General features: G+C 75.1%; 12 protein-coding genes. 5 read left to right on the top strand and 7 right to left on the bottom strand.

What is annotated here, in order from left to right; all coding sequences use genetic code 11:
* Positions 1 to 3 precede the first annotated feature (3 nt).
* The gene (gene selB / locus AB0H87_RS30865) at positions 4 to 1755 is read right to left on the bottom strand and encodes a selenocysteine-specific translation elongation factor (RefSeq protein ID WP_360153456.1); all 1752 of its coding nucleotides are present in this window, start codon (positions 1753 to 1755) and stop codon (positions 4 to 6) included.
* Positions 1756 to 1792: 37 nt separating this feature from the next.
* On the opposite strand from selB, the gene selD reads away from it, so the two are divergent.
* Entirely contained in the window at positions 1793 to 2791 is a 999-nt protein-coding gene (gene selD / locus AB0H87_RS30860) for a selenide, water dikinase SelD (protein ID WP_360153453.1), read from the top strand.
* Here the strand turns inward: selD and AB0H87_RS30855 are convergent.
* Positions 2788 to 3303, bottom strand: coding sequence for a helix-turn-helix domain-containing protein (locus AB0H87_RS30855; protein WP_360153450.1), 516 nt, complete (start codon positions 3301 to 3303; stop codon positions 2788 to 2790). The two genes, selD and AB0H87_RS30855, sit on opposite strands and share 4 nt — an antisense overlap.
* A 97-nt stretch (positions 3304 to 3400) precedes the next feature.
* Here AB0H87_RS30855 and AB0H87_RS30850 point away from each other — a divergent pair, with 97 nt between their 5' ends.
* Positions 3401 to 3694 (top strand): putative quinol monooxygenase, encoded by a 294-nt coding sequence (locus AB0H87_RS30850; protein WP_360153447.1) that lies wholly within the window; start codon positions 3401 to 3403, stop codon positions 3692 to 3694.
* Here AB0H87_RS30850 and AB0H87_RS30845 read toward each other — a convergent pair.
* Positions 3687 to 4634, bottom strand: a complete 948-nt coding sequence (locus AB0H87_RS30845) for a serine/threonine dehydratase (RefSeq protein WP_360153444.1) — start codon at positions 4632 to 4634, stop codon at positions 3687 to 3689. The genes AB0H87_RS30850 and AB0H87_RS30845 overlap by 8 nt on opposite strands.
* 32 nt (positions 4635 to 4666) lie before the next feature.
* On the opposite strand from AB0H87_RS30845, the gene AB0H87_RS30840 reads away from it, so the two are divergent.
* Positions 4667 to 5827 (top strand): ankyrin repeat domain-containing protein, encoded by a 1161-nt coding sequence (locus tag AB0H87_RS30840; protein ID WP_360153441.1) that lies wholly within the window; start codon positions 4667 to 4669, stop codon positions 5825 to 5827.
* Positions 5828 to 5880: 53 nt separating this feature from the next.
* On the top strand, positions 5881 to 6708 hold the full coding sequence (locus AB0H87_RS30835; protein ID WP_360153438.1) for an SAM-dependent methyltransferase: 828 nt from the start codon (positions 5881 to 5883) through the stop codon (positions 6706 to 6708).
* On the opposite strand, the gene AB0H87_RS30830 is transcribed toward AB0H87_RS30835, so the two are convergent.
* The gene (locus AB0H87_RS30830; protein WP_360153435.1) at positions 6701 to 7057 is read right to left on the bottom strand and encodes a helix-turn-helix domain-containing protein; all 357 of its coding nucleotides are present in this window, start codon (positions 7055 to 7057) and stop codon (positions 6701 to 6703) included. The genes AB0H87_RS30835 and AB0H87_RS30830 overlap by 8 nt on opposite strands.
* Before the next feature lie 62 nt (positions 7058 to 7119).
* Here AB0H87_RS30830 and AB0H87_RS30825 point away from each other — a divergent pair, with 62 nt between their 5' ends.
* Positions 7120 to 7752 (top strand): NAD(P)H-binding protein, encoded by a 633-nt coding sequence (locus AB0H87_RS30825; protein WP_360153432.1) that lies wholly within the window; start codon positions 7120 to 7122, stop codon positions 7750 to 7752.
* 61 nt (positions 7753 to 7813) lie between these two features.
* Here the strand turns inward: AB0H87_RS30825 and AB0H87_RS30820 are convergent, their stop codons facing one another.
* The 3 genes from AB0H87_RS30820 to nrfD form a co-directional block, all read right to left on the bottom strand.
* A complete protein-coding gene (locus AB0H87_RS30820) occupies positions 7814 to 8581 on the bottom strand; it encodes an aminoglycoside phosphotransferase family protein (protein WP_360153429.1) in 768 nt (255 codons plus the stop codon).
* On the bottom strand, positions 8578 to 9828 hold the full coding sequence (locus AB0H87_RS30815; RefSeq protein WP_360153426.1) for a YibE/F family protein: 1251 nt from the start codon (positions 9826 to 9828) through the stop codon (positions 8578 to 8580). Before AB0H87_RS30815 ends, AB0H87_RS30820 begins: the two co-directional genes overlap by 4 nt.
* A gap of 4 nt (positions 9829 to 9832) precedes the next feature.
* On the bottom strand, positions 9833 to 10659 hold an 827-nt coding region (nrfD, locus tag AB0H87_RS30810; protein ID WP_360153423.1), incomplete at its 5' end, for an NrfD/PsrC family molybdoenzyme membrane anchor subunit.

Below are 10659 nucleotides of genomic sequence, written 5' to 3'. Positions count from 1 at the left end.
ACCTCAGCGCACCACGGTCCGCCGGTCGTCGGCCGCTCGCCGGGTCGCACCGCGACGATCGAGCAGTTCCAGCAGGGGTACGGCGACGCGCCGGGTGGTGTCCAGGGCCTGGCGGGCCTGGCTGAGCGTGAACGGCTGCGGCAGCTCCCGCAGCACCTCGGCGGCCCGGGAAACCGATGTCGGCGGGAGGACGATGCCGTCGGCGATCTTCACCAGGGCGCCGGCGCGGACGGCGGCCGCCAGCTCGCGCGGGCCGAGGCCGAGGGCGCGCAGACGGTCGGCCTCGGGCGCGTGGAACGGACGGTCCAGCAGGTCGCGGTCGAGCTGGTCGAGCGCCTGCTGGATCGGTGGCGGCACGGCCGGGCCGCCCGGGCGCACGACGCGGCCGTCGCGGGTGGTCAGCGGCGGGGCGACGAGCGCTTCGACGAGCGCGCGGTCGGGCAGGCCGAGCTTGCGGCGCAGAGCCTCGACCGGCATGCCGGGCTCGAGCGGGTGCGCCGCCGCGTAGCGGTCGACCTCGCTCGCCAGCCGCCTGCCCAGGGTCGCCCACAGTTCCGGATCGGCGTGCCAGTCGCCGGCGACGGGCTGCTCGCCGCCCGCCGGGGCGCCCAGCGTGCGCAGGTCGGCGCCCGTCAGCAGGCCGCGGCGGCGCAGCTCGTCGGCCGCGTCGGGGCGTCCGTCCATGGTGGCCAGTTCGGTGGCGCGGGTCGCGGCCGCACCCCGGCGGCGCAGGCCCGGTGGCAGCGGGTCGAGCACGGTGACGCCGCCGGCCACGTGATGCCGGCCCGGGTCCCGGAGCAGCGCGTGGTCGCCGATCCGCAGCGGCAGCGGGCGCCGCAGCCGCAGCCGGGCGGTGTCCTTGCCGAGCGGCCGGACCGCCGCGGTGACCGCCGCCGAGCCGACGTGGAACACCAGCTCGGCCGGCAGGTCGGCGACCGGGTCGCCGTGCACCCGCACGTCGACGAGCGCGGTGTGCCGGAACGCGCCCGGGGTGAGCAGGGCGTCGCCGCGGCCGACCGCGTCCTTGGGCACGTTGCGCAGGTTGACCGCGACCCGGGCCACCGCCGCCACCTGGTCGGCGGCGTGACCGAGGGACTGCAGGCCCTTGACCCGCACCTCGCGATCGCCCAGGGCCAGCGTGTCGCCGGAGCGCAGCGTGCCCGCGCCGAGCGTGCCGGTGACCACCGTGCCGCTGCCCTGGATGGTGAACGCACGGTCGACCCAGAGCCGCACGGGCGCGGCCGGGTCGGCCGGTGGCAGCCCGGCGACCAGCCGGTCGAGGGCCGCGCGCAGGTCGTCGAGGCCGGCACCCGTCGCGCCGCTGACCGCGACCGCCTCGACGGTGCCGAGCGAGCTGCGGGCGATCTCGACCGTGGCCTGCGCGGCGGCGGCCGCGGGGTCCGCGAGGTCGGACCGGGTGACCACCAGCAGGCCGTGGGTGACGCCGAGCGCGTCCAGGGCGGCCAGGTGCTCGGCGGACTGCGGCTTCCAGCCCTCGTCGGCGGCGACGACCAGCATCGCGGCCGGCACCGGGCCGACGCCGGCCAGCATGTTGGGCACGAAGCGCTCGTGGCCGGGCACGTCGACGAACGCGAGCGTGGCGCCCGAGGGCAGGTCGGTCCAGGCGTACCCGAGGTCGATGGTCATGCCGCGGCGCCGCTCCTCGGCCCAGCGGTCGGGCTCCATTCCGGTGAGCGCGCGGACCAGTGTCGACTTGCCGTGGTCGACATGACCCGCCGTGGCGACGACGTGCACCACGCAACTCTGCCACCGCCGGGGCAGGATTGTCGGCATGACCTACCGGCTGACCCAGTACGCGCACGGCGGCGGCTGCGCCTGCAAGATCCCACCCGGCGAGCTGGAGAGCGTGGTGGCCGGCCTCGTCGGCGGCACACCACCGGACGGGCCGGGCGAGCTGCTGGTCGGGCTCGACGACGGCGACGACGCCGCGGTGGTCCGGATCTCCGGCGACACCGCCGTCGTCGCCACCGCGGACTTCTTCACGCCCGTGCAGGACGACCCCTACGACTGGGGCCGGGTGGCGGCGGCCAACGCACTGTCCGACGTGTACGCGATGGGCGGCACCCCGGTGGTGGCCGTGAACCTGCTCGGCTGGCCGCGCGACGTGCTGCCGATGGAGCTGGCGGCCCAGGTCCTGGCCGGCGGCCTCGACGTGGCCCGCGAGGCGGGTTGTCACGTCGCCGGCGGGCACAGCGTGGACGACCCGGAACCCAAGTACGGGATGGCGGTGACGGGCCTGGCCGACCCGGGCGCGCTGATGCGCAACGACGCCGGCGTGCCCGGTGTGCCGCTGACCCTGACCAAGCCACTCGGCATCGGCGTGCTGAACAGCCGGCACAAGCAGACCGGGGAGGTCTTTCCGGAAGCGGTGGCGGCGATGACGACGCTCAACCGGGACGCGGCCTCGGCGGCCCTGAAGGCGGGCGCGGTGTGCGCGACGGACGTGACGGGCTTCGGGCTGCTCGGCCACCTGCACAAGCTCGCGCGGGCCAGCGGCGTCACGGCCCGCCTGGACGCGGCGGCGGTGCCCTATCTGGACGGCGCCCGCGACGCGCTGGCGGCGGGCTATGTCAGCGGCGGCACCCGGCGCAACCTCGACTGGGTGCGCCCCCACCTGGACGCGGGCCCGGTCGACGAGGACGAGCTGCTGCTCCTGGCCGACGCACAGACCTCCGGCGGCCTCCTGGTCGCGGGCGAGCTGCCGGGCTGGCCCGTGGTCGGCTCACTGGTGCCACGTCGGGCCGACGGCGTGACGCTCGAGGTGCGCTAGATCGGCTGGAGCAGGCGGCGTGGGGTGTTCAGCACCGCGGAGACCGGGTCCTTCGCCGGGCCGGACGCCTCGAAGCCCGGGCCGGGGGCGATCTGGATCTCGGGGACCGGGATGACCGCACCGCACGTCGCGCACCGGCCGCCGGCGTCGAGCGGGCCGCCGTCCTGATCGTGACGGAGGGCGCGCTTGGCGCCGTTGGGCGAATAGAACTCGTCTCCCCAGGCCATCAGTGCGCGGACGGCCGGCCACAGCGCGACGCCCTTGTCGGTGAGCTGGTACTCGATGGCGCCGCCGGCGTCCGTCTCCCGGGCGAGCACGCCCTCCTCGACGAGGGACTTGAGCCTGCTGTTCAGGCTCGCGCGCGGGATGCCGAGCTGGGTGGCGAAGTCACCGAACCGGCGCACGCCGTAGAACGCGTCGCGGACGATCAGCAGCGACCACCGCTCGCCGACGATCTCCAGGGCGCGGGCGAGAGAGCAGTTGGGGTCCGCGTACGTGCTGGGCAGGGCCATGTCCCCGATTCTAGCGCGTTCCGGTTCAATCACTGAACCACCGGTGCTAGGCTCGGGTAGTTCAGTGATTGAACCTCGGATGAAGGGGGTTGTCCCGATGTACCAGTTCCTCGTTTCTTTCAAGGTCGAGTCCGACCACCGCGACGACTTCGTCCGGGCGGCCAAGAAGACCGCGCGGGACTCGCTCGCCCACGAGCCCGGGTCGCAGCGGTTCGAGGTGATCGCCGACGAGGAGAACCCGGACGTGTTCTACCTCAACGAGGTCTACGCGGACGCCGCCGCCTTCGACACCCACGCCAAGGGGCCGTACTTCGGCGCGTTCTTCGCCGAGGCCAGCCAGTACGCCGAGGGCCCAACCTGGCTGATGCGGGGCAACCTGGTCCCTAGGTGAGGTCGACCGCCGTGGTGTTGGCGCCGCTGAGCACGAAGACCGGCACCTCGTCGGCCGCGGGCGTGTAGCGGCCGCTGAGCAGCGACGCGAACGCGGTCGCGCCGCCTGGCTCGACCACCACCCGCAGCGTCTCCCAGAGGGCGCGCTGCGCGGCGCGGATGTCCTCGTCCTCGACCAGCAGCACGTCGCGGACACCGCCGGCGATCACGGGGTACGTGTTGACGCCGATCCGCAGCGGCGCCAGCGAGTCGATCGCCACGCTGCCCACGGGCGCGTCGACGGGCCCACCGGCGTCGAGAGCGCGGCGCAGCGTCGGCGCACCGGTCGGCTCGACGCCGATCACGGGGCCGTCGTGGCCGGCGACCAGGCCGCCGAGCAGCCCACCTCCGCCGACCGCGGCCAGCAGCGTGGTGCGGTGGCCGGGCAGTTGCCGGGCGACCTCGACGGCGATCGTGCCGGTGCCGAGCATGGTCTCGATCTCGTCGAACGCGTGCAGCCGCAGCGCGCCGGAGGTGGCCCGGAACCGCTCGCTGGCCGCCAGCGCGTCGTTGTAGGCGTCACCCTCGATCACCAGTTCGGCGCCATAGCCCCGGATCCGGGCGATCTTGGCCGGCGACGAGACGGTCGGCACGAAGACGTGGGCGCGGACACCGAGGGCACGGGCGGCGTACGCGGCGGCCGCGCCGTGGTTGCCGCCGGACGCCGCCACGATCCCGGCCTGTGGGACGTCGCGGAGCAGCAGGTTGGCGAACGCCCCGCGGGCCTTGAACGAGCCGGAGTGCTGGAGGAACTCCAGCTTGAAGGCGATCGGGCCGGGCGCCAGGCCGAAGTCGGCCCGGTCGGCGAGGAGCACGGGGGTTTCCCGCACGTGCGGTCGGATCAGGTCGGCGACGCGCGCGATCTCCGCGCCGGTCACCAGATCAGGGGCGGTGCTGGTCACGTCAGCGACCTTAGCTCCGTTAGGTTGGAGCGGTGCAGCCGCACTCCGATGCCTATCTCCGGCTGGCCTGCCTCTCGTACGCCGAGGAGGACGACGAGGCGCCGCGGCGGGCCGCCGCGGCCGCGCGGATCCTGGCCGACGATCCGTCGCTCCCCCGCCACTCCGCCTACGTCGCCGCCGCCGCGTCCGATGTGGACGCGCTGCGCGCGTTGCTCGATGCGGACCCGGCGCTGGCCAACCGGGCCGGCGGCCCGCACGACTGGCCACCCCTGCTCTATCTCTGCTACGCGCGGCACGACCCGGCGCTCGACGAGGCCGCCGTGCTGGCCACCGCCCGGCTGCTGCTGGCGGCCGGCGCCGACCCGAACGCCCGCTTCCACTGGCGTGGGCTCGACCCGCCGTTCACGGCGCTGACCGGTGCGTTCGGCGGCGGCGAGCGCGGGCAGCCGCCGCATCCGCACGCGACCGCGCTGGCCCGGGTGCTGCTCGACGCGGGTGCCGACCCGAACGACGGGCAGGCGCTCTACAACCGGATGTTCCGCGCGGACGACAGCCACCTCGAGCTGCTGTTCGCGTTCGGGCTGAACGACGCGGCGCTGCTCCGTTACCAGCTCCGGTGGGCGGTGACGCACGGGATGACCGACCGCGTGCGCCTGCTGGCCGTGCACGACGTCGACGTGACCGCACCGTTCGAGGACGGTGTGGTGCCGGCCGTGCTGGCGTTGACGTCCGGCTACCCGGAGCTGGTCGCGGCGCTCGGTGTGCCGGTGCCGGCCCTGTCACCGGCGGAGGCGTTCATGGCGGCCGCGCTCGTGGCGGACCGTGCGACCTGCGACGCCCTGCGGGCCGCGCACCCCGCTGAGGTCGCGTCGCTGCGGGCGGACCGGCCCGGCCTGGCCGTGTGGGCCGCCGCGCACGGCCGCCCCGGCGCGGTCGGGCTGTTGCTGGACGCCGGTTGGCCGGTGGACGCACTGGGCCGCACCGACGTGCCACGGGAGGATCCCTGGGAGACGGCGCTGCACGCGGCCGCCGAGACGGGCGACATCGCGTTGGTGCGGGACCTGCTGGCCCGTGGCGCGGACCCGACGGTGCGGGACACCCGGTTCGGCGCGACGCCCGGCGACTGGGCCCGCTACTTCGACCGGCCCGAGGTGGCCGCTCTGCTGACGCCCACCGACCCGGACGGGTCTTGAAATAGATTCCTTTTTGTGCTATGATGTCCGCATTGGCGGCTAGCCTTCCGGGCGTGCAGACCTCGCAGACCGCCCTCCTCGCCGCCGCCGCCCGCGCCGCCCACCGCATCGTCGACGGCGAGCCGCGCATCCTCGACGACCACCTGGCCGAGCCGCTGCTCGGCGACCGCGCCGACGAGCTGGTCGCCTACCACCGCGCACACGGCGACCACCCGATCCTGGCCGGCGCCCGTGCCCAGACGGTGCTCCGTTCGGCGTACACCGAACGCGCCCTGACGGCTTTTGTCCATCGTGGACCATCGCGCTACGTCGTGCTCGGCGCCGGCTTCGACAGCTCCCCCTACCGCCTCGACCTGCCCGGCACGCCGGTCTTCGAGCTGGACCACCCGGCCACGTCGGCGGCCAAGCAGGCGGCCCTGTCGGCCGCGGGCCTCGACACCGGCGCGGTCACCTTCGTGCCGGTCGACCTCGCCGCCGGCGACCCGCTGCCCGCCTTCGACCGCTCCCGGCCGACGTTCGTGAGCTGGCTGGGCGTGGTCATGTACCTGGCACCGGACGAGGTGGCCCGCACCGTGGCGATGCTCGCCGACACCCTCGCCCCCGGCTCGGAGCTGGTGTTCGACCACATGCTCCCGCCGGAGCTGCGCGACGCGGCGGGCAACGACTACGCCCGGCAGGTCGGCGCGGTCGCCGCCGCGGACGGCGAACCCTGGCGCTCGACCTTCGCGCCGGCCGAGGTCGCCGACCTGCTGACGGCGCGAGGTTGGAAAGTGACCGCCCAGCCGGACGCCCGCGCGACGGTGCCGCCCGAGACCTGGGAGCGCGCCGACGCCCTGCGCCCACTGGGGTTGTCGGCGCTGGCCCACGCCCGCCTCAGCTAGCGGCGCGGACCTCCTTCAGGGTCGGCCCGTGCTGGGCGGTCCAGGCGCAGATGGCCGCCAGCGGCTCGAGCAGCGTGCGGCCGAACGGGGTCAGCGCGTACTCGACGCGCGGCGGATTCTCCGCGAACTCGGTGCGGGTCACCAGGCCGTCGCGTTCCATCGCGCGCAATGACTCCGTGAGCACCTTCGGGGTGATGCCGCGCAGCGGGCGCGACAGCTCGCCGAACCGGCGCGGGCCGTCGCGCAGGCAGACGAGGAGCTTCGTCGTCCACTTGTCGCCGATGCGGATCATCGGCCGGGTGTCTTGTTCACACCCGGCGAACAGGTCCAGGTCGAGTGGTCGGGTCACAGCACCCACAGTAGCCAGTTTCGTTGAAGTAACCGGCACCCCGCGAGCTACCGTCCCCGGCCATGGACAGCATCATCGTTTTCGGTGCCGGCGGACGGGCCGGCCGGCGGGTGGTCGCCGAGGCCGTGCGCCGTGGCCACCGTGTCACCTCGGTCGTCCGGGACGTCAGCCGCTACCCGGACCTCGGCGGCACGCTCGTGTCCGGCGACGTGACCGACCCCGCCGCGGTGGCGGCGCTGGCGAAGGGGCACGACGCCGCGGTGCACGCGGCCGCGCTGGTCGGCGTCCCGGACTTCTTCACCGCGGCGGCCCGCGCGCTGACAGGCGGGCTGGTCGAGGCGGGCGTGCCGCGCCTCGTCGGGATCGGCGTCGGCACCGCGCTGGAGGTGGCGCCCGGCGTGCCGATGCACGACACCGCGGACTTCCCGGCCGAATACCGGGACTTCTCGCGCGCCCACGCGGCCCAGATCGAGGTGCTGCGCGCCGCCGACGAGCGGCTCGACTGGGTGCTGCTCGTGCCGCCGCCCACGCTGCTCGACGACGCCTCGGCCGGGACCGGGCACTACCGCACCGGTGCCGGCCAGGTGCTGCCGGCCGGTGACGGGCTCTTCCCGTACGCCGACCTGGCCCTCGCCGTCGTGGACGAGGCCGAAGCTCCCCGGCACCACCGCGCGGTAGTGGCGATCGGCCACTGAAGCCGATACAGCCCGACCGGCACCTTCTCGGACCACCACGGCCCGCTGCCCTGGTGAACCGTCAGAAGAGCCAGGCGAGCGCGGCGTGCGACTTCTCGACGTACGCCGCGCGGCCGCTCTCGAGGCCGTACGCCAGGTCCTCGAGCAGCTTGCACCTCGCGTAGAAGACGGCGCGGTCGCCGACCGGCAGGTCACCCAGCGCGGCCGGCCCCAGGTCGCGAAGGAGCAGGGCGAGGTCGTACGCCGGGTCGACGAGCGCCGCGTCACTCCAGTCGATGATCCCGGTCACCGCGCAGGTCGCCGGGTCGACGAGCACGTGCTCGATGCCGAGGTCGTTGTGGGAGAACACGGTTTCCCGCGGGTCGGGCGGCGGCGCGGCGCGCAGGAACGCCTCGACCGCTCCGCGGTGCGCGGCCGGCACCTCCCGGGCGACGAGGTCGTAGGTCTCCGCCGCCTCGGCGAGCCAGCCGGCCAGCGGCTCGACGTCGACCTCGACCAGGCCGGACCACCGCCCCGCGGGCGCGTCCCGCACCGCGGCGAGCACGTCGAGGAGGGTGGCGGCAACCGTCGGACCGTGTGCCGACCAGCTCGCCCGCGGCAGCTCCAGCAGCGGCACGCCGGGCAGCTTGAAGTAGCCGAGGTAACCCCGCTCGGCCAGCACGAACACCGGTTCGGGCACCGGCACCGGCGAGATCTCCGCGACGGCCGCGAGCAGCCGGGCCTCCCGCTCGATCGACGAAGCCCGCCGCACCGGGTCGAGCTCCTTGTCGAACCGCACGATCAGCTCGCCATTGACCTCGTGGACGACGTGGTCCAGGCCCTCGTTCACCGGGCCTCTTCGTCGGCGGCCAGTGCCGCCAGCACCTCGGACCGGTCGGCGCGCGGCTTCGGCGGGCGCGGCGCCCGCGCGGGCCGGTGCGCGGCCGTCGCCACGAACGCGGCCAGGGCCGTCGTGATCGGCACCGCGGCGATCAGCCCCAGCGTGCCCACCACGCTCCGGACGATCTCCTGGGCGATGAACTCCGTCGTCAACACCTCGCCGACCCCGCGCCCGCCCGCGACCACGAGCAGGAGGACGGGCAGGGACGCACCGGCGTACGCCAGGACGATGGTGTTGACCGTCGACGCGATGTGCGCCCGCCCGACCCGCGTGCCGCCCCGGTAGAGCTCGCGCCGGCTCAGCGCCGGGTTCGCCCGCGCCAGCTCGCCGACCGTCGCGGCCTGGGTCACGGTGACGTCGTCGAGCACGCCGAGGGAGCCGATGATGATGCCGGCCAGCAGCAGGCCGTGCAGGTCCACGTCGCCGTGCAGCAGGGACAGGGTGATCGCGTTCTCGTCGCCGTACCCGGTGAGGTGGGTCAGGGAGATCGCCAGCGTGCCGACCGCACCCGCGAGCACCAGACTGGCCAGCGTGCCGAGCACGGCGACCGACGTCTGCGCGCTGATCCCGTGCGTCAGGTAGAGCACCACGAACATGATCAACGCGGCGCCGACCACCGCGATCGGCAGCGGAGGGCCGCCGTCCAGTATCGCCGGCAGGACGAAGCCAAGCAGCACCGCGAAGCTGACCGCGAGCCCGGCGAGGGCGGCCAGCCCGCGCCAGCGGCCGAACACCACGATCGCGACGGCGAACGCCACGACGAGCCAGAGCAGCGGCGAGCCGCGCTGGTGGTCGGCGATCGTGTAGACGGTCGCGTCCGGGTCCTCGGCCGAGGTCAGCGGCGTGACGATCACCTCGTCACCGACGTCGACCGACGGCGAGCCGGGGCCGGACGGCAGCTCCGTCTCGCGGGTCTGCCCCTTGTCGGGGCCCGAGTCCAGCGTGACGGTCGCCGTGCCGCAGGGGCCTGGGTCCGCCGGGCCTTCGGGCGTCGGCGGGCATGCCTGCGACACCACCTGGGTGACGGTCGCGTGGAAGCGCGGCACCGGGTCGGTCTCGTCGGCCTTCGGCACCGCGCCCGGCCAGAGCAGCACGGTGGCGATCCCCGTGGCGAGGAACGCCGGCACGAGCACGGCGGCCAGGATGATGCGCAAACGGCGGGGCGCCCGCGGTGCGGGCTGGTGGTCGTGACCCATCCGGTCAGGCGTCCCCACGGGCGGCGAGGCGCTCGCGCTGCGGCACCACCGTGTATTTCGGATCCCTGGCGGAGGCCTTGCCCGCCTCGAAGACGCCGAACCGGGTGGCCGCCGAGCCCGCCAGCAACGCCGCGCCGGCCAGTGCCGACACCACGCGGCTGCGGGCGCCCAGCACCGCGGCGGTGGCGCCGGCGGCGGTCAGCAACCGGGCGGCGCGCAGCAGGCGACCCGCCTTGCCCGTCCGGTAGGGCTCGCTGAGCAGCCCCATCCGGTGCTCGACGCCGTGGGTGGCGGTCAGCTCCAGGGCGGCGCCGGCCACCGCGAGCGCCCGGGCCGGGCCGGCCTCGTGCGGCGGGGCGCCGATCAGGCCGGCCGCGCCGCCGCTGGCCAGCGCGCTGCCGGCGAAGACGTACGGGAGCCGGGGGTACGCCGCGTTCCAGGACGGCGTCGCGGTGTCGGCCAGCAGCACCGCCGTGTAGGTGGCCAGGGCGGGCGCGGTCGCCGCGGCGGCGAGGCCACCGATCCGGCCCGCGGCCGGCAGCGCGCGGGCGGCCAGGCCGACCGCGCCGTCGCGGGGCAGCCAGGGCGCGGCCTCGGCGACCGCCGCCACTCCCGCGGCCGTGCCGAACGCGCTGAGGATCCAGGTGCCCATCGACATCGGCGACGTCGGCTTGGCCACCCGGAGCATGTTGAGGAACCGCTCGGGCCGGCCGAGGTCCTTGACGAGGAGGTAGCCGCTGACGCCGACAGCGGCCAGCGCGGTCACCCGGCCGGTCGCGGCCACGCCGTTGACGATCCGCTCCATGGCGGCCTGCAGTTGGTCGATCACGG

Source organism: Asanoa sp. NPDC050611, assembly GCF_040654855.1.
Classification (GTDB): domain Bacteria; phylum Actinomycetota; class Actinomycetes; order Mycobacteriales; family Micromonosporaceae; genus Asanoa.
Note: the sequence above shows the minus strand (reverse complement) of the source record. Positions and strands in the feature narration are given on the sequence as shown.

Coding starts and splice junctions, on each gene's coding strand:
- AB0H87_RS30815 (WP_360153426.1), bottom strand. CDS start 9,828: ATGGGTCACGACCACCAGCCCGCACCGCGGGCGCCCCGCCGTTTGCGC.
- AB0H87_RS30850 (WP_360153447.1), top strand. CDS start 3,401: ATGTACCAGTTCCTCGTTTCTTTCAAGGTCGAGTCCGACCACCGCGAC.
- AB0H87_RS30855 (WP_360153450.1), bottom strand. CDS start 3,303: ATGGCCCTGCCCAGCACGTACGCGGACCCCAACTGCTCTCTCGCCCGC.
- AB0H87_RS30825 (WP_360153432.1), top strand. CDS start 7,120: ATGGACAGCATCATCGTTTTCGGTGCCGGCGGACGGGCCGGCCGGCGG.
- selD (WP_360153453.1), top strand. CDS start 1,793: ATGACCTACCGGCTGACCCAGTACGCGCACGGCGGCGGCTGCGCCTGC.